Origin of the sequence: Algimonas arctica, assembly GCF_014652695.1 — a bacterium.
GTDB classification, from domain to species: Bacteria; Pseudomonadota; Alphaproteobacteria; order Caulobacterales; family Maricaulaceae; genus Litorimonas; species Litorimonas arctica.
Genome location: NZ_BMZH01000011.1, coordinates 92,884 through 110,231 on the forward strand (window position 1 = coordinate 92,884; position 17,348 = coordinate 110,231).

At 54.7% G+C, this 17,348-nt stretch carries 15 protein-coding genes; 14 read left to right on the forward strand and 1 reads right to left on the reverse strand.

Features of this window, described 5'->3' with window-relative positions:
* Nucleotides 1-17: 17 nt before the first annotated feature.
* The 10 genes from IE105_RS12290 (at nucleotide 18) to IE105_RS12335 (ending at nucleotide 10,957) form a co-directional block, all read left to right on the forward strand.
* On the forward strand, nucleotides 18-791 hold the full coding sequence (locus tag IE105_RS12290; RefSeq protein ID WP_189498894.1) for a 5-oxoprolinase subunit PxpA: 774 nt from the start codon (nucleotides 18-20) through the stop codon (nucleotides 789-791).
* Complete coding sequence (gene pxpB / locus IE105_RS12295; RefSeq protein ID WP_189498896.1) at nucleotides 788-1,444, forward strand: 5-oxoprolinase subunit PxpB; 657 nt, start codon at nucleotides 788-790, stop codon at nucleotides 1,442-1,444. Before IE105_RS12290 ends, pxpB begins: the two co-directional genes overlap by 4 nt.
* A gap of 8 nt (nucleotides 1,445-1,452) precedes the next feature.
* Nucleotides 1,453-2,394, forward strand: coding sequence for a 5-oxoprolinase subunit C family protein (locus tag IE105_RS12300; RefSeq protein ID WP_189498898.1), 942 nt, complete (start codon nucleotides 1,453-1,455; stop codon nucleotides 2,392-2,394).
* A gap of 4 nt (nucleotides 2,395-2,398) precedes the next feature.
* Entirely contained in the window at nucleotides 2,399-4,054 is a 1,656-nt protein-coding gene (gene pabB / locus IE105_RS12305; protein ID WP_189498900.1) for an aminodeoxychorismate synthase component I, read from the forward strand.
* 45 nt (nucleotides 4,055-4,099) lie between these two features.
* Nucleotides 4,100-5,071, forward strand: coding sequence for a zinc transporter ZntB (locus tag IE105_RS12310; RefSeq protein WP_189498902.1), 972 nt, complete (start codon nucleotides 4,100-4,102; stop codon nucleotides 5,069-5,071).
* 146 nt (nucleotides 5,072-5,217) lie between these two features.
* Nucleotides 5,218-5,712, forward strand: coding sequence for a hypothetical protein (locus IE105_RS12315; protein WP_189498904.1), 495 nt, complete (start codon nucleotides 5,218-5,220; stop codon nucleotides 5,710-5,712).
* A gap of 203 nt (nucleotides 5,713-5,915) precedes the next feature.
* A complete protein-coding gene (locus tag IE105_RS12320) occupies nucleotides 5,916-8,195 on the forward strand; it encodes a PAS domain-containing protein (RefSeq protein ID WP_233354141.1) in 2,280 nt (759 codons plus the stop codon).
* The gene (locus IE105_RS12325) at nucleotides 8,188-8,550 is read left to right on the forward strand and encodes a response regulator (RefSeq protein ID WP_189498908.1); all 363 of its coding nucleotides are present in this window, start codon (nucleotides 8,188-8,190) and stop codon (nucleotides 8,548-8,550) included. Before IE105_RS12320 ends, IE105_RS12325 begins: the two co-directional genes overlap by 8 nt.
* 438 nt (nucleotides 8,551-8,988) lie before the next feature.
* Nucleotides 8,989-9,798 (forward strand): alpha/beta fold hydrolase, encoded by an 810-nt coding sequence (locus IE105_RS12330; RefSeq protein WP_189498910.1) that lies wholly within the window; start codon nucleotides 8,989-8,991, stop codon nucleotides 9,796-9,798.
* On the forward strand, nucleotides 9,788-10,957 hold the full coding sequence (locus IE105_RS12335) for a PAS domain-containing sensor histidine kinase (RefSeq protein ID WP_189498912.1): 1,170 nt from the start codon (nucleotides 9,788-9,790) through the stop codon (nucleotides 10,955-10,957). The genes IE105_RS12330 and IE105_RS12335 overlap by 11 nt, the downstream gene beginning before the upstream one ends.
* Before the next feature lie 39 nt (nucleotides 10,958-10,996).
* On the opposite strand, the gene IE105_RS12340 is transcribed toward IE105_RS12335, so the two are convergent.
* A complete protein-coding gene (locus tag IE105_RS12340; protein WP_189498914.1) occupies nucleotides 10,997-12,343 on the reverse strand; it encodes an L-serine ammonia-lyase in 1,347 nt (448 codons plus the stop codon).
* 176 nt (nucleotides 12,344-12,519) lie between these two features.
* Here IE105_RS12340 and IE105_RS12345 point away from each other — a divergent pair, with 176 nt between their 5' ends.
* The 4 genes from IE105_RS12345 to IE105_RS12360 all read left to right on the forward strand — a co-directional run bounded on the left by IE105_RS12345 (nucleotide 12,520) and on the right by IE105_RS12360 (nucleotide 17,314).
* The gene (locus IE105_RS12345) at nucleotides 12,520-13,917 is read left to right on the forward strand and encodes a sensor histidine kinase (RefSeq protein ID WP_189498915.1); all 1,398 of its coding nucleotides are present in this window, start codon (nucleotides 12,520-12,522) and stop codon (nucleotides 13,915-13,917) included.
* Nucleotides 13,918-14,064: 147 nt separating this feature from the next.
* Nucleotides 14,065-14,445, forward strand: coding sequence for a BlaI/MecI/CopY family transcriptional regulator (locus IE105_RS12350; RefSeq protein ID WP_189498917.1), 381 nt, complete (start codon nucleotides 14,065-14,067; stop codon nucleotides 14,443-14,445).
* Between the two features lie 70 nt (nucleotides 14,446-14,515).
* On the forward strand, nucleotides 14,516-16,645 hold the full coding sequence (locus IE105_RS12355; RefSeq protein WP_189498919.1) for a M56 family metallopeptidase: 2,130 nt from the start codon (nucleotides 14,516-14,518) through the stop codon (nucleotides 16,643-16,645).
* Between the two features lie 9 nt (nucleotides 16,646-16,654).
* Nucleotides 16,655-17,314 (forward strand): Plug domain-containing protein, encoded by a 660-nt coding sequence (locus tag IE105_RS12360; RefSeq protein WP_189498921.1) that lies wholly within the window; start codon nucleotides 16,655-16,657, stop codon nucleotides 17,312-17,314.
* Nucleotides 17,315-17,348: the final 34 nt, after the last annotated feature.

A 17,348-nucleotide genomic window follows, 5' to 3' on the forward strand; every position in this document is an offset into this window, starting at 1 on the left:
CATGATATGCGGCAGTCATGAAAACGATAGACCTAAATGCCGACATTGGCGAAGCGGACACGCCCGAGTGGGAAGCGGCAGAAGCCGCGATTCTGAGCTTCATTAGTTCGGCGAATATTGCTTGCGGGGGTCATGCCGGCAATGATGCGTCCATGCGCAAAACTGTCATTGGAGCTTTGGCGAACGGCGTCATCATCGGCGCGCATCCCGCTTACCCCGACCGCGAAAACTTTGGCCGACGCTCGCTTGTTCTGGGCGAAGATATTGGCGAAGGGGATTTGGCCGAGAGTTTAAAAGGCCAAATTGTCCGGTTAATGGAAATTGCGAACGATAAAGGCGGGCGGGTGTCTTACGTTAAACCGCATGGCCAACTTTATAATGATGCGGTTGGGGATCGGCGCAAAGCTAATCTTATCGCGCGGGTAATCGCTGATATTGATCCTAAGTTGATCCTGCTTGGCGGTCCCAATTCCGAAATGGGTAAAGCGGCGGCGGCGCATGGTCTCACTTTTGTCGCCGAAGGCTTTATTGATCGTCGTTATTCGGATGATGGCCATCTGATTTCACGTAAACAGCCCGGGGCGGTGATTTCAGATCAAAACGACCGATTGGGCCAAGCCCGCAGCTTAGCAACAACAGGCGAAGTTGTGACGGCGTCTGGTAAGACACTCGACATCAAAGCGCGCTCGCTCTGTGTTCACGGCGATAGCGCTGGCGCAGTCGAGACAGCGCAGCAGGCGCGCGCGGCGATTGAAGCTGAAGGTGTCACAATCCGGGCGTTTGCAGCATGACCGCGATAACCCCTTTGATCCGACATTACGGCGATAATGCCGTGCTGGTTGAATGGGACACTGCGGGGTTCAATGCGACTGTGAGTGATCAAGTTCATGCGCTGGCAGCACAGCTGCGCAAGACTCCGATCTTTACTGAGGTCATGCCGGGTTATGACAGTCTCGTGGTCAGTTTTGATGCGGAGGACCTCACCTTGGACGAGGTCACGCAGCAGGTCAAAACGGCGCTGCAAGCGGACTCCGATATTTGTGTTGCCAGCGAGAGTCGCCTCGTCGAAATCCCGGTCAGCTACGGCGGCGCGGCGGGTCCTGATCTTGCGGCGTTGGCTGAACGGATTGGAAAAACCCCGCAAGAGGTTATCGCCCTTCATTCAGACCGTGAATACCGTGTGTGTATGATGGGGTTCATTCCGGGCTTCGCGTTTCTGTCAGAGGTTGATCCGGTGTTACAACACCCCCGGCACGCGACACCGCGCGCGGTCGTTCCAGCGGGAAGCGTCGGGATCGCCAATTGGCAGACGGGTATTTATGGGCTGGATTCGCCGGGCGGTTGGCAGATCATTGGCCGCACCGATCTTGATATGTTTGACGCAAAACGGGATGCCCCGTTTCTTGTGGAGGCCGGTGATCGCATCCGGTTTGTTCCCCAATGACGCATAATATGAGTGTGATCACGGTACTTAACGGCGGCACGCAGACCACCGTGCAGGATGCAGGGCGTCCGGGTCATCGCCATCTCGGTATTCCAAGGTCTGGCGCCGCGGACCGCTTGTCCTTTGCCATTGCCAACCACCTTGTCGGGAATGTGTGGGACGCACCAGCGCTAGAATGCGCGTTGGGCGGGCTACATTTACGGTTTGAGAAGGACACGACAATCGCCTTATCGGGCGCGCAAATGTGGGCGCAAATCAATGGCATGAATATTGATTTGAACCGCGCGGTCGGGGTTGAGGCAGGCGATATCTTGACCCTGTCCTATGCCCGGGCCGGCTGCCGCAGCTATATTGCTGTCGCAGGCGGGATCGCGGCAACAGAATTTCTAGGTTCTGTTTCGACCTACCTCCCGGCCGCATTGGGCGGAATTGAAGGACGCGCGCTCAAGGCCGGGGATGAATTAGATTTGGCGGGCGATCCCAGCGGGCCAATCAACGCCATTCCCAAAGGCTATATCCCGTTTCTGTCAGGCCATGCGGTGTTGCGTGCGGGCGCCGGACCCGAATTTGACTTATTGTCAGCGTGTAGCCGCCGCTATCTTTTCACCACGCCGTTTATCGCCACCTCCGCGACCGACCGAATGGGCTCGCGTCTGCGCGGCGACCGGATTGTGACAGAGGCCGACTTTGCCATGACCAGCTCCCCGCTTCTACCTGGGACGTTGCAATGCCCGCCTGATGGGCAGCCGATTTTGGCGTTGGCCGATGCGCATTGTACGGGCGGCTATGCGCGTGGTTTGCATGTGATTCAGGCTGATCAATGGTTGTTGGGCCAGATCGCGCCGGGCATGCAAATTAGCTTTCGCCGCTGTTTCGCAGCGGAAGCGCCGGATATTTTGCGAACACGCAACGCGATGTGGGGTGCATTGATTCCGGACTTCAGCTTTTAGTCCCATGTTCGTCCTGCTCGACGATCAGGCGACGCATCGCCAGCATTACTTCACGGATCCGGTGGCGGTCATCACTCACCGTTTGGGTGATCCGGTGGACGCATTATTCTCAGCTATCGGTGCAGCGCACGCGGACGGTAAATGGGTCGCCGGGCTGTTCGCTTATGAATTCGCGGCGGCGCTAGAGCCTAAACTCGCGTATATCGCGGAGCCGGGCACGGAACTGGTTAAACTCGGTGTATTTGATGCGCCTGTGGCCCATCCTCCGGCTGACTTGTTATATCGCGCGTCGCCGCCCCTTGTTGCGTTGCATCCTGATTGGACAGAGGACGATTATCTATCCCGCTATGACGCCGTGGCGCAATATTTGCGCGCCGGTGACGCTTATCAGATCAATCTGACATTCCCCATGCGCGGAGAGACTTCGGCTGATGCGGCCGCGCTTTATGCAGGCTTTCGCCGCCGACAACCGGGGCGCTACGGCGCGATTGTGAGTTTGGGCGGACCGGACGTGATCAGCTTTTCGCCTGAACTTTTCTTTGAGCGGCGCGGCGCGTCTATGCGGATGCGACCAATGAAAGGCACACGTCCGAAATCATCGACAGATGACATGACGCTCGACATGAAGTCGCGCGCCGAGAACCTGATGATCGTGGACCTTCTACGCAATGACCTGTCCCGCCTCTGTGAACCTGGCAGTGTCAAAGTGCCGGAGTTGTTCGCGATTGAGGACTATCCGACGTTGGTGCAAATGACGTCCCAAGTGACGGGCGAGCTACGTGACGGCGTCAGTTGGTCCAATATTTTTCGAGCCCTGTTCCCTTGTGGGTCGGTCACGGGCGCGCCAAAAATCCGTGCGATGGAGATTATCCACGAACTGGAGGCTGCGCCACGTGGCCCTTACTGCGGGGCCGTGGGCTATATCGCTCCGGACGGGAACGCCAGTTTTTCTGTCGCGATCCGCACCGCAGTCTTGGACGCGGGTCAAATTCGCTATGATGTCGGCAGCGGGGTGGTGCTAGATTCAGATGGGCCGGACGAATATCGCGAATGTCTGCTTAAGGCGGGGATCTGGACGCCAGACCCCGCGACGCAATTTGAAACACTCCGGACGGGGCCGGACGGTCCCGTTCGTGCGGATGCGCATGCCACGCGGCTTGGCACGGCCCTGCCTGAGATTGCGGCCGCGCCGACGCCGCAGCGCGTTCGGGTGGATGTTCTGGCTGACGGCACGACGCGGATGACGCAGACTCCATTGGTTGACTTCGACACGCCAATAACGCTGGCCCTGTCTCGCTACCTGCTCACGCCTGCGGTTCAACGCACGGACATCAAGACCTCACAGCGTGACTTCTATGATGGGGAACGGGCTCGGGTCGGCGCGCTTAGCGGGGCGACTGAGGTGTTGTTCTTGGGCGCGGATGGCCATGTGAAAGAGGGGTCGTTCACCTCGCTGTTTCTCAAAGTTGGGGGTCGCTTGCTAACGCCGCGTGGACCGGGGCTGTTGCCGGGGGTGTTGCGCGCGGAACTGTTGGATCGCGGGCAGGCCGAAGAGGCGGATATCACGGTGGACGACATCAGGGTGGCGGACGCGATTTTCGTCGGCAATAGTCTGCGGGGTCTGTTGCCCGCGACACTGCTTTCGAATGATCCTGTCTAGTATCGGACGCTATGCGTGCCCCGTCTTTCGCGCTAAACTCTCTCTATGAGCGGTATTGTACAAGCATGGAAAATCAACGGTTCGGGTCAAGCGACGCCAGCCACGAAAGAGGATTTCGACGATCCGCTTGATGAGGGCTATTACTGGTATCACTTCAACCGCAATGACCCTGCGACGCAGGCCTTGTTCGATGCGGATGAAGGCGTGGACGTCATCGCGACACGCACATTGCTCGCGGCCGATACGCGGCCCCGCACCATCGTTAGGGGTCAAGATGTGCTCATCAATCTGCGCGGGGTGAACCTGAACCCCGGCGCGGAACCCGAAGATATGATCCCGCTGCGCTTTTTTATTCAACAAGGCCGCGTTATCAGCTGTAACGGCAAACCGCTTAAAGCGATCAACGATATGGTGGAGCGGTTGCAAACGCAGACCGTGTCTAAAACGCCCGGCGGTTTTATCGCAACCTTCGCCTTAACCATTATTGACCGGATGAGCCCGACGATCACCGATATGAATGAACAGGTCGATGAGCTGGAAGAAATGATCGAGGGCGATGCGCGGGATCGTCACGAAAATGCGCGCAGCAAAGTGGCTGAGTTGCGCCGCGCAGCGATCATGCTGCGCCGCTACCTTGCGCCCCAAAAAGATGCGCTGACAACCCTGTCGCAGCAAGCCCTTCCGTGGATTGACGCCAATGATCAGCTCCGCTTGCGAGACGCTGCCGACCAAGCCACCCGGGTAGCGGAAGAGTTGGACGCCGTCCGCGAACGCTGCGCGATTGTCAAAGACCAGCTCACCGATATTCGCGCCGAGCAGATGAATCAAAATATGATGATCTTATCCGTCGTTGCCGCTGTTTTCCTCCCGCTCGGTCTGCTCTCCGGCATGATGGGGATCAATGTCGGCGGGATGCCGTGGGTCGAGAGCGATATGGGGTTTTGGTATGTCACAGCGATCGTCTCTGTGATCGGCGTCGCTTTGATGGGCCTGTTCAGACTGTTGCGTTGGATTTAAGGGGGGGCACCCCTCATTTGCGGACGGCTCTGAGTGAACGCCGTGTGATCGGGCTGCGCTGTTACAAACTGATACAAGAGCTAAAGTCGCGATTAAAGGTTCCCGTCTAACCCGTCTCAAGACGTACTTGGGACAGGAAAACTTCAATGATGAATTCGATCAACCTTGGCATGATGCCGCCGCCACAATCACAAGCCGGGGCCTTGCCGATGTCCCAAGACCAGCTCAGCGGTTTGACCAAAGTCCTCGAGCAATATGACCCTGACAATCTGTCCCAATCAGACGCTGAGGATATTGTCGCACAGGTCAAAGGGTTGGGAATAGAACCTGGAAAAGACCTAACCAACGCGATGGCGGACTCCGGATTTGACGCGGCTCAAATTGGTGGGCAGGCCAATGTTGGGAAATCTGGACCGCCTCCTCCCCCACCGGGTGGCGGGCAAGGTGGTGGACCGGGCGGCGCAGGTGGTCCCGGGGGTCAATCTGGAACCGTTAATAGCGAAGCGATCACGGCGCTGCCCCTCCTGATGGAAGATTACTCTGGCGAAGGTATATCCGACGATGACTGGAACGACATCCTGACCGCGATGGATGACAGTGGGTATGATATGACTCAGGCCTTGCTGGACGTAAAACTCTAACCATCCACGCTAAAACACGCCACTCCAGAAACCCCTTTTTGGCGCAGTGAATGTCGACACGTGTCCCTCCGGCCTTGGTGGATCTAACGGAAGACACAAACTGATCGATTGCAACATACAGTTATTGCTGTCGAAAAAAGAGCGTGATATTGCGTAACGGCTAACAATATTGACGGCCACCGCGGGAGCGACTTTTGGGTGATGTGTCTGAAAGACGCTTTGGGGCGCCGTCGTCTGTTACAGTGGCGGCCCCAAATAATTTTCACGAGACTGAGTGGTCTGAGCTTTTGTCGCTCAAAGATACGCCGGCCTTGAATCAAATTACGGCCTTGATCTGTGAAATCTTCGATGTCCCTTTGTCTTTTGTGTCTGTTATTGCGGGTGATCGACACGTATATCTGAGCGCGAAAGGGTTAGCCAAGCCTTTGGACGCCCTCGGGCAAGTTCCACTCAATCACTCGTTTAGTCAGCACGTCGTGACTTCGAACCGTCTTTTACAGGTTAATGATGCGCGGCAGTCGACTTTAGGGGCGGATGATCTCGCAATCGGGGGGCGTGAGGTGAAAGCCTATCTTGGTACGCCTGTTCGGGATTCTGATGGTTTCGTGTTGGGGTGTCTTTGCGCCATAGATAGCAAACCACGCAAATGGGCCGCGCGGGATATAAAAGTGCTTGAAGGATTTTCAGCCGCTATCACCACCCAATTACAGCGTGAGCGCGCTGTGAATGCACTAAGCCAGTCCCATGGGCAATTGGCGGTACAGGAAACGAGACTAAAGCGTATCACCAATATGGCGCCAGTCATGATCGCCGCGCTTTCGACGGATCTATTTTATACATTCGCCAATAAAAGTTATGCGGCTCTCTTTGATGAAACGCCGGAGACGATTCTCGGTCTGCATCTCCGTGAGGTTTTGGGGGAAGAGGCTATCTTACTTGCAGACCCCTATTTGCAAAAGGCGCTGGCGGGCCAATCGACCGAATATGATTTTGAGTTGCCCAGGTCAGACGGGAGCTCTCGGATATTTAGAATTCATCATGCCCCCGAGCTAAATCCGGACAATAAGACACAAGGGCTGGTCGTCGCGTTAACGGACGTGACCGATCAACGCCTTTTATCCTCCTTGGCGAGCCGGCTGGAAGACCGCCTAAAAGCGGCGTATCAAATGTCTCCGGATGGATTCTCAGTGTTCAAGTCACAGCGTAATCAGAAAAACGAAATTGTCGATTTTGAATGGGAATATGTGAATGAACGCGGCACAGAAATTACCGGACACTCGGCGGCAAACCTAATCGGGAATACGCTTCTGACAATGATGCCGGGCAATAAGACCCAAGGTATTTTTGATGCCTATGTTGATGTGGTCAATACGGGACTGCCCTATCGGGAAACCGCATTTTATGAAGCGGACGGCCTGTCGCTCTGGGTAGAGATTAGTGCGATCAAATTAGGGGACGGATTTGCGGTCTCCTACAGCGATGTCACCGCGCGTAAGCAAACTGAAATTGCGCTGGCGGAAAATGCCGTGCGTCTGCAGCTCATACTGGACAATGTTGTCGCCTTTGTCGGGGTGTTAACGCCCGAAGGCATACTGAAAAAAGCTAATCAACCCGCGCTCGATATTGCCGGTGTTTCGCGGGCGGACGTCATTGGAAAGCCGTTTTGGGAAACGCATTGGTGGAATTTTTCAGACGAATCTAAAACACGTCTTAAACAGGCCATCGCGGACGCAAATGATGGCATACGATCACGCTACGACACCCAAGTTCAGATCCATAATGGTGAGAAAATTTGGATTGATTTCCAACTCTCCCCCCGATTTGACTCGCATGGCACGCTCGTTGAAATTATTCCCTCTGGCATGGACATAACCGAGCGGAAAGAGGCCGAAGCCCACCGTCAATTGTTAGTCGATGAGCTGAACCACCGGGTTAAAAACTCGCTTGCATCGATCCAGGCGATGGCGCGTCAAACCATTCGAACGGCCAAGGATTTACACAGCTTTGAAACAAAATTCACAGACCGCTTGAAAGCGATTTCGACGGCCCATGAAATTCTCATGGGGTCTGACAATGCAAAAGCGGATTTGCGAACGATGATTGATCGGCAGGTGGGCCCTTATATTGAAGATAAACGCCACCTCAAAATTACGGGCGATAAAGCCATGCTCGCGGCCGAATGTGCCCATAATATCGGTCTCGTGTTCCATGAATTGGCCACGAACGCCGCGAAATATGGCGCGTTGTCTAGCGACAGAGGGTGCGTTAAAATATCCTCCGAGGACCTAGGGGATGGGACCGTAAAAATCGTATGGTCGGAGACTGGCGGTCCGCCTGTATCAGCTCCAAGCGCCACAGGATTTGGAAGCCGTTTGATTAAACAATCGATTGAATTTTCCCTCGGGGGCAGCGTAGACGTCGATTACCGTGCAGAGGGCGTGGTAGCGACTGTGATTTTACCGAAAGATTTTGATCATGGGTAATCAGAATAAAATTCTTCTGGTCGAAGACGACGCTATAATCGCGATGGATCTGGAAATGAGCCTGTCCGATTTGGGTTGGGAGGTCATGGGGCCTGCGCCAACGGCGGACCAAGCGTTCGATCTCATCAAGAGCGGTTTGCCGGATGTCGCCATCCTTGATTTCAACATTCGGGGCGGCACCAGTGAGCAACTCGCGATCGCGCTCATGGAGGCGTCTGTCCCGGTCCTGTTTCTGTCCGGCGATAGTTCTGCGACCGATATCGACAGTTTAAAAGAGTGTCGTGTCTTAGCAAAACCTGTGTCTATGGACATGATAAGCGCGGCGCTGACGGAGGCTTTGGGGACATTGTCATAGGCGAGATCGCCGCGCGTATAGTCCACGATGTGGGGCCAGATTTTGATCCCGTTCATAACGCCCACGCCTCATCCTACGACCGCTCATCAAGGAGGCGGCAAACAGCCAGTCATAGCCAAAAGTGGGACGAGGCGCAGGGCTTATCCAGCGATGGGATAGGTGTGATTAAGACCGAACGGTAAACCGTTCGGTTCCTCGCTATTTGATCTCCCAGATCAACTAGCTTCGTCACACTCAAACCGCCAAGCCCTCACTTCCATTCCCGACGTTCAAGGATCGTACACCTCCTCGTGCCTGCCGGGAATGGGAGTGAAGATAGGGTGGGATAAGCGGGGATGGAGTTGAGTGGGTTTGCAGCCGACGGCAAGTTTTCGCTTGCCCAAGCACGCTTTCATACATCTTGATAAACCCTGTTTCACGACCTAGTAGGATGATCGGATGCTCAAACAACGACACAACGTTAATATTCAAGGGGCAGGCGACCGTACGCTAGTCTTTGCGCACGGTTATGGCTGTGATCAGAATATGTGGCGACCAGTCGCAGATGGGCTCGTGAACGACTATCGGACCGTTCTATTTGATTACGTCGGTTTTGGTGGATCTGATCTCTCTGCTTATGACTCTGAGCATTATGCTAATCTTGATGCTTACGCTCAGGACGTTGTGAATTTGGGCCGTGAATTGTCTCTGACAAACGCCGTCTTCGTCGGTCATTCTGTCAGTTCGATGATTGGCGCGCTCGCATGCACTGCGGCGCCGGACATGTTTTCTGACATCATAATGGTGGGCCCATCCCCTTACTATCTTTCGGACGACACCTATTCTGGCGGCTTCACTCACGTGCAAATTGACGAAATGTTGGAATTTTTAGATGCCAACCACTTTGGTTGGTCGGAAGCTATGGCCCCGCAGATTATGGGTAATTCTGACCGCCCGGAATTGGGTCAGCAGCTTACGAAAAGTTTCTGCGCCACCGACCCGCAGGTAGCGCAGGATTTTGCCCGCGTAACATTTTTGTCCGATACACGCGATATTCTGCCGAACGTCCAAACCCGATCGCTGGTCTTGCAATGTCGAGACGATATTATCGCCCCTGAATCTGTCGGAAAATATGTACACGATAAGTTGCCTAACAGCGTTTTTCGCTTGTTAGACGCAACGGGTCATTGCCCAAATTTGAGTGCACCTGACGAAGTTATTGCGGCCATTCGTGACTTCCTATTAGATGATCTCGCCCATGATGAATGACACTCACGGTGATACGTCTCTGAATGAAAGGGACGCAGATTTCTTTGAAAACTTTCCGTGTGGCATCATTCTTGTCGGCCCGAACGACATCATTCTCGAGGCCAATGCGACAATGGCTGAATGGTTGGATATGCCCCGCACTGCGCTTGTAGGAAAAAAATTTTCAGAGCTGTTAAATTTTGGCGGCAGAATCGCGTTCGAGACACATGTGCGACCGATGCTGCGAATGGAGGGGCGCGTTGAGGAATTAGCCTTTGATTTGGTCAATGCGCAGGGCGATCGCGTGCCCTTTATGGCCAATACAAAGGAGCAGCGCAGCCCTAACGGCACTCATATTTCGACGCAAATCGCTTTATTTAAAGCGATTGATCGCCGAACCTATGAGCGCGCGCTTTTGGATGCAAAAAACATGGCGAAATCAACAGCGGCGCGGGAACAAGAGATCGCGGTATTTCGTGAGCGTTTCATTGCCCTGCTGGGCCACGACTTACGAAATCCACTCTCTGCGATCTTGTCAGGGGCGAGTTTGCTCGACCGTTTAGGTCAAGGGGGGCGCGACGATGAGCACAATAAGACGCTTGTAAATAAACGCCAATTTGTCGTGGATGGGATCAAATCTAGCGCTAACCGCGCATTGAACTTGGTCGATGATTTGCTCGATATGGCCAAAGGACGAGTGGGCGCTGAGATGGAAATTGAGCGTGTCGCTGTCGCGTCACTAGGGGCGGAGCTTGAAAAGCTCGTCAATGAAATACGCACGGCCTCACCAACACGGGACTTTGTCTCGAACTGGACGATTGATCATCCTGTCGAAGTCGATTTGCCCCGTCTTTCACAGCTCCTTGCGAACCTTCTGTCCAATGCGCATCGTCACGGAGATGAGGCCGGGATTGTGACTGTCACAGGGCTGACAACACAAGATAGCTTTAAGTTATACGTCGAAAACAATGGCGAAGCCATTCCTGAAAATGTTCAAGCGACCTTATTTGAGCCCTTTGTCCAAGGGCAGGGCAAGACAAAGAAAAATGGTCTAGGTCTTGGCTTATTTATCGTATCACAAGTTGCAAAGGCGCATTCTGGCCAAATGGAAATTCAATGCGACGATAACTTAATCCGGTTCGTGTTTTCTATGCCGAGATTGACGGCCCCTCTTGAGTAGTATGGCCCTCAGCCTGCGCTAATACGGCTGTGCTTTCTCTTAACACTCAATCACATTGACCGCGAGACCGCCCTGACTGGTCTCTTTATATTTGCTGCTCATATCCAGCCCGGTCTGGCGCATGGTTTCGATGACCGCGTCGAGGCTGACAATCATTTGGCCGGGCGCGTGTAGCGCGAGGCGCGCGGCGTTGGCGGCTTTGACGGCGCCGATGGCGTTGCGCTCAATGCAAGGGATTTGGACGAGGCCGCCGACGGGGTCGCAGGTCAAGCCGAGATTATGTTCCATGCCAATTTCGGCGGCGCTGGCAACTTGTTCGGGCGTTCCGCCCCACACCGCGCAGAGCCCGCCTGCCGCCATAGAGCAAGCGACGCCAACTTCGCCTTGGCAGCCCATTTCCGCGCCAGAGATGCTGGCCCGTTGTTTATAGAGCAGCCCGATCCCGCCTGCCGTCAGCAGGAAGCGCCGGGTTTGATCCACTTGCATCGTGCCGTCCTCATCATGACAGTAGTGGCGGATAATGGAGGGAATGATACCGGCAGCACCATTGGTCGGCGCGGTGACGACTTGGCCGCCCGCCGCATTTTCCTCATTCACGGCCATGGCATAGACATTGAGCCAGTCGAACAAGGCTTCGCGCTCATTCGGGGGGGCGCTGGTTAGTTTATTCCACAGCCCGGATGCGCGGCGCGTGACTTTGAGGGAGCCGGGCAACAGCCCCGTGGCGGTCAGACCCCGTCCAATGCTTTGCATCATCACGGCGGCAATATGGTCGAGATTTTTGAGGGTCTTGGCGCGTGGGCGTTTGGCGTCCTCATTGGCGAGGACAATCTCGGCAATGGATTTATCTTCGCGCGCGCAAATGGCGAGCAGTTCAGCGGCGGAGGGGAAGGGGTGCGGGCTGGGTACGCCGACACGGATAAAGTCGTTCTTAACCGGACGCGAAAGTTGCGCGTGGCTGGCGATAAAGCCGCCGCCCGTTGAATAATAGGTCCGCTGGTCGAGCGGTTCCCCGTTGAGGCTCGCGAGGATCACCATTTCATTGGGGTGAAGGCGCGTCGGTGTTTCGTAATCGATGGTAATTTTTACGTGTGTTCCGTCGGGCAGCGCATCGGCTTTGTCCAGAGCGTCGAGCGCGGCTTCGGCGACGTCCATTTTGATGGTTTCTGGTTTGAAACCGAGAAGACCGAGTTTCGCCGCGCGAAACGTGCCGTGTCCGGCCCCGGTGAACGCGAGGCTGCCGCGAAAGATGATTTCGAGCTGGTCAGGGCGAAGCCCCTTCTTGTCTAATCGGGATCGATAGCGCGCCGCAATACGCATTGGTCCTACTGTGTGGGAGGAGGACGGGCCGACGCCGATCCGGAAAATGTCGAGGACGGAAAGCATGCCTGTTTGATAGACGAATTCCACAGTTTGGGAAGCCCGTGTCGCTCCCTTACTGCCAGCGTAACGCAGGCCTCTGGGACGCCGGTTTGCCCCGATGTTCTTCAACAAATGTTCAACCTATAAATAAATCGGCAAGGGTTTCGCGTTAGGCGACAGTGAAATCGGTTGGGCCGTTGATGAAAAACGTAATTAGAAGGTGGGAAACGTTCCTGCGGCTTGAGCGTCTGACGAGTGCGTCGGACATGTTCAAGGCGCGAACAGTCTATGTCGCGGCCTTAGGTTTCTTTGTCGTTCAGCTCGCGAATTTTGTCCAAATGTATTTTGCCTATGGCGGCTGGATCTTGGATCACACATTACTTCTGGTGGCGGTTAGCATCTTTATCGGGTCCGCGCTTAGCTTGCGGTATCACGCGAACTTCGACTTCTTTTCCGCGCTATGGGGCGTTATTATCTTACTCGGTGTTGGCGGCACCTCGTTACCGACAAATGTTGGGATTAACTCGGCACTATTGCCTATTATGATCGCTGGGACAGTCTTGATTGCGCTACTTGGATCGCGACGGTCGCTCATCTTCTATTGCCTTTCGGCGTCCTTGATGGTGATTTGTCTTTATATAAACTCGGGCCAAGCGGACCTTTCTGTGATGTCAAATCCAGACTATATCGCGCTACGCAACTCTCAGCGGACTATTCAGGCCTTGATCGCGATTACGCTATGCGGTCTCGTTTTAGGATTGATGTCGTATTCAATGACTAAGCTGTTTCAAAAGTTAGAATTTAACCTTGATATCGCGCAGAAAGCGGAAGCCGCTAAGACTCAATTTCTTGCGGATATGAGTCATGAATTACGCACGCCTTTGAACGGTGTGTTGGGGATGAACCAGCTACTTCTGCGCACGAACCTCAATGATATGCAGCGCAATTATGCGGAGATCGTTGATGACTGCGGCAAGGGGATGATTGTCGTGATCGACGATATTCTCGATTTGTCGCGGCTCGAAGCGGATAAGATTGCCTTAACTGAAACGGCCTTTAATCCCGCGAAAATGTTAGAGTCGATCAATGCTCTGTATCAGGCCAATGCCAACGCAAAAAATATAGAACTCAATGTCATCATTGAACCGGGATTGCCCGCGATGTTCACGGGGGATCACGGTCGATTGCGTCAGATCATCAGCAATCTCATCAACAATGCCATCAAGTTTACCGATACAGGTTATGTCACCGTGTCGATGCGCGCGTTGGATATGCAAAACGGACGATGGTGGATGAACTTTTTTGTCCAAGACAGCGGAATCGGGATTACGCCGGATCGGCAAGCCAAAATATTCCAGCGTTTTGAGCAAGCGCAAGATGGTCAAACCAATACTGTCCGAGGGTCCGGCCTTGGCCTCGCAATCTGTCGGGAACTGACCGATTTATTTGGGGGCGAGATCAGCGTCACATCAGAACCGGGGAAGGGCTCACTGTTTTGTGTCGCGCTACCGCTCGCGGCCGTTGTGCTTAATAAGTCGGTATCTGAAACCTTGCCAGAGCGTCCACTAGAGGTCGTGATGAAAAGAGGCGTGGCCTAAGCTATATTGTCTTTGCACACGCTCTAACGTCTGGATCGGGCGACTTAGTTACGTCCCCGACGCGCCCTATAATCTATCCAACATTAAATTGACGACAGGTGTCGTTTTGATCTTTACTTAACGACATCTGTCGTTCAATAAAGACCTATGACACAGATTGCAAAACCATCACCGGCAGAAACGGCCATTCTTCAAGTGCTTTGGGAACGCCAGCCTTGCAGCGTGAAAGCCATTCACCACGCGCTAAGCCAGACCAAATCCGTGGGCTACACAACGACTTTAAAACAAATCCAGCGGATGCACGATAAAGGCTTGGTGTCCCGTGCGCGGGGCGAAGGCAAATCCTATGATTACAGTGCGGCTGTCAATGAGACGGATACGAAATCAGGCCTGTTTGATCGCTTTGTCAAGACGGCCTTTGAAGGCTCCGTGCCAGACCTCGTGATGCATGCGCTCGGGACCGATAAAGCCAGCCCGGATGATATCGAAAAAATCCGCGAATTTCTAAATTCGTTAGACACAGAATAATTGACGTAAATTCGTCCGACGCCCGTGCCAGGCGACCGTCGCGACAAAGACTGATTAAGGGGACGAGAGAATGACGCTGAACATCACCGCACTTTGGGACGCTCTGGGATGGGCCATCTTGCATAGTCTTTGGCAGGGGGCCGTGATTGGCTTTCTTGTCTGGGCGGTTCGGACTTTGGCCACAGATCGACACGCTTGGCTGCGCTATCTCGCCGGGATGGCCGGGCTTGTCTCGACGTTCGTCGCCTTTCTCGCCACCTTTATGATCCTGACATTTAACCGGGCCCAAAGCTGGGTCCCTGTCGAATTTTCGAGCGGACCTGACGCGGAAGCTGCTAAAGAACTGACCCTTTCGATTAGCGTGTTGCCAATGCCCCTCGGTCAGGCGGCTCTTTCTGAGGCGTTAGTGCCTTGGCTTGGGATGGGCTGGGCTGTTGGTTTCGCGTTTTTAAGCCTACAAGCTTACCGCGCCTATGCCACCACCCGTTGGTTGGCGACGCGCGGATTGCATGCGCCGGACGCGGATTGGACAACGCGTTTCACGGCGCTGATTAAACGTAGCCGGACGCATGAACGTGTGCGCCTGTTTGTGTCAGACCATGTCAGCGGCCCGATGACGCTGGGTGCCCTGCGCCCGATCGTGCTCGTGCCGGTTGGATTTTTGACGGCCTTACCTCCAGCACAAATTGAAGCGATCTTACTCCATGAGTTAGCCCATATCCGACGTCATGATTTCCTGTTCGGTTTGATCCAAACAGCGATCCGCACGGTGCTCTATTTTAATCCCGCCGTGATCATGATTTCGCGTCAAATCGACGAAGATCGGGAAGAGGCCTGTGACGATATCGCGGTGACTGTCTCAGGAAGCCCCAGTGATTTGGTCCGTGGATTGGCCGCGCTCCGTCTCGGCAGTAATGCGCCCGCAATGGCCATGGCCGCTGATGGGGGGCCGTTATTGACCCGATTAAATCGCCTCATGGGTCGCCCGGCGTCTCGCAGCACGTCCAGCCGCTTGACGGCGGCGGCGGTGTCCGCTCTCTTATTAGGCACGGCGGCGTGCAGTACAGTGTCGATGGCGCATCCGCATCCCCCCGCCATCCCGGTCGCCCCGGAAGCGTCGATCCCCGATACAATTGTTCGGGCGAAACCAGAGGGCCAATCTCGCATCTATGCGGCGAATGCGACGAGCCTCCCGCCTTTGCCCGTCATGCCAGTCATGCCCGCTGTCCCCGCAACGCCCGAACTGCCCGCTGTTCCGATGCCCGTTTTCGGCGACTATGACAGTAAGGACGCTTTTGAAGCGGCTATGGAGTCATGGGGCGAACAGATGGAAGTTTGGGGCGAAGAGGTCGAGCGTCGTTTCGAAGGGGACTGGGAAGACAAGATGGAGGCGTGGGGTGAAGAAATGGAGGTTTGGGGTGAGCAATTTGGCGAACAAGCCGCACATTTTGATATTAGTGAGTTGGCTGAATTAAGCCAGCTGGCAGATTTAAGTGAACTCGCAAAATTGGGCGATCTCTCAGAGTTGAAACCCGGAATTTATATTGATGGTGATGCGGTTGATGCGAAAGGTGACGTAATCAAAGCGCGCGTCTTACTACAGGTCGAGGCTCGATTGCGGGCTCAAGACGAACAAGAGCGCGCGATGGACCGCGCCGAACGAGCCCAGGGTGAGGCTGAACGTGCCGAAGATCGCGCTGAGCGGGCCAGAGATCGGGCTGAACAACAAGCAGACCGGGCTCAAGAACGCGCTGAACGGCTGGCCGAACGACAAGCCGAACGGGCGCATGAGATGGCGACGCAGCATGAGACCCGCTCCTCTAGTCACAGCAAGCACACTGTCACGGTTAACAGCGATGAGCCTGGAAACACTGTGATCATTAATGGCCGTAAATTAGATGTGGATTCGTTTCGAACGAAAGTCATGAACGCGCTCATCGAAGATGGTTTTATTCGGGCGGGCGATCGGTCGGTGACGCTCGCACTGTGCGGAGACTCGCTTGAAGTCGATGGTAAGACAGGCAGTAAAGCCCAAGCCAAACGCTACGCCAAAATGCTCAAGTCCGCCGGATTGGATTTAGACAACTCCATAGTCCTCAAGCTCAAACCAGATTTGATGAGCCTGTCGATGTCCGGGCCCGGAGATGAAAAAGACAGAGAAATATCTGTCGGTACTTACGAACACACCCCTAACAAATAGGCCTTCCTCATGCGCAGAATTTATAATCCGCGTCTCGCGGCGATGGTCTCCCTTTGCCTAACGACAGCCCTCACCCAACCGGCTTTTGCCGCCCGACAAGTCACCGATACCCTAGCGGATGACTCCGCGGTGGCAGAGGGGGCTGCGACCCCAATCGCAGTCCCCACATCGAACGCGACTGACAGTCGGGATGTTTATCCCGCGAGTTATTTCGCAACCTACGTACCGCGCACAGCGCTCGACATGGTCTCGCGTATTCCAGGGTTTCAGATCCAACAGGGCGATACCAACCGCCGTGGGCTGGGACAGGGCGGAGCCAATATTCTGATTAATGGCGAGCGACTGACGGGCAAGTCCGATCCGTTTTCGCAGCTTGAGCAGCTGCAAGCCTCCAGCGTCGTCGAGATCCGCATTCGCGAGGGCGCAACCCTCTCCATTCCAGGGCTGAGCGGGCAAGTCGCGGATATTATCGTCAACCAGAAGGCGAAACTTAAAGGTACATGGGAATGGAACCCAGAATTCCGCAAACGGATCGAACCCAACCTGCTAAAAGGTGAAGTCAATATAAGCGGAGAGGCCGCTATTCTCGGTGGTGTGACCTGTCCGTCGTCATATAAAACGGCACAGATTTCGGCCTGGGCCAAGAGAGACTTTGCTCACCTTTATTGATTGATATTAGGCGACGGCTTTGCGGTATTGCAAC

Excerpts from the sequence above, each read along its gene's own strand:
- IE105_RS12290 (WP_189498894.1), top strand. The coding sequence starts at position 18 with ATGAAAACGATAGACCTAAATGCCGACATTGGCGAAGCGGACACGCCC.
- pxpB (WP_189498896.1), top strand. The coding sequence starts at position 788 with ATGACCGCGATAACCCCTTTGATCCGACATTACGGCGATAATGCCGTG.
- IE105_RS12300 (WP_189498898.1), top strand. The coding sequence starts at position 1,453 with ATGAGTGTGATCACGGTACTTAACGGCGGCACGCAGACCACCGTGCAG.
- pabB (WP_189498900.1), top strand. The coding sequence starts at position 2,399 with ATGTTCGTCCTGCTCGACGATCAGGCGACGCATCGCCAGCATTACTTC.
- IE105_RS12310 (WP_189498902.1), top strand. The coding sequence starts at position 4,100 with ATGAGCGGTATTGTACAAGCATGGAAAATCAACGGTTCGGGTCAAGCG.
- IE105_RS12315 (WP_189498904.1), top strand. The coding sequence starts at position 5,218 with ATGATGAATTCGATCAACCTTGGCATGATGCCGCCGCCACAATCACAA.
- IE105_RS12325 (WP_189498908.1), top strand. The coding sequence starts at position 8,188 with ATGGGTAATCAGAATAAAATTCTTCTGGTCGAAGACGACGCTATAATC.
- IE105_RS12330 (WP_189498910.1), top strand. The coding sequence starts at position 8,989 with ATGCTCAAACAACGACACAACGTTAATATTCAAGGGGCAGGCGACCGT.
- IE105_RS12335 (WP_189498912.1), top strand. The coding sequence starts at position 9,788 with ATGATGAATGACACTCACGGTGATACGTCTCTGAATGAAAGGGACGCA.
- IE105_RS12340 (WP_189498914.1), bottom strand. The coding sequence starts at position 12,343 with ATGCTTTCCGTCCTCGACATTTTCCGGATCGGCGTCGGCCCGTCCTCC.
- IE105_RS12345 (WP_189498915.1), top strand. The coding sequence starts at position 12,520 with ATGAAAAACGTAATTAGAAGGTGGGAAACGTTCCTGCGGCTTGAGCGT.
- IE105_RS12350 (WP_189498917.1), top strand. The coding sequence starts at position 14,065 with ATGACACAGATTGCAAAACCATCACCGGCAGAAACGGCCATTCTTCAA.
- IE105_RS12355 (WP_189498919.1), top strand. The coding sequence starts at position 14,516 with ATGACGCTGAACATCACCGCACTTTGGGACGCTCTGGGATGGGCCATC.
- IE105_RS12360 (WP_189498921.1), top strand. The coding sequence starts at position 16,655 with ATGCGCAGAATTTATAATCCGCGTCTCGCGGCGATGGTCTCCCTTTGC.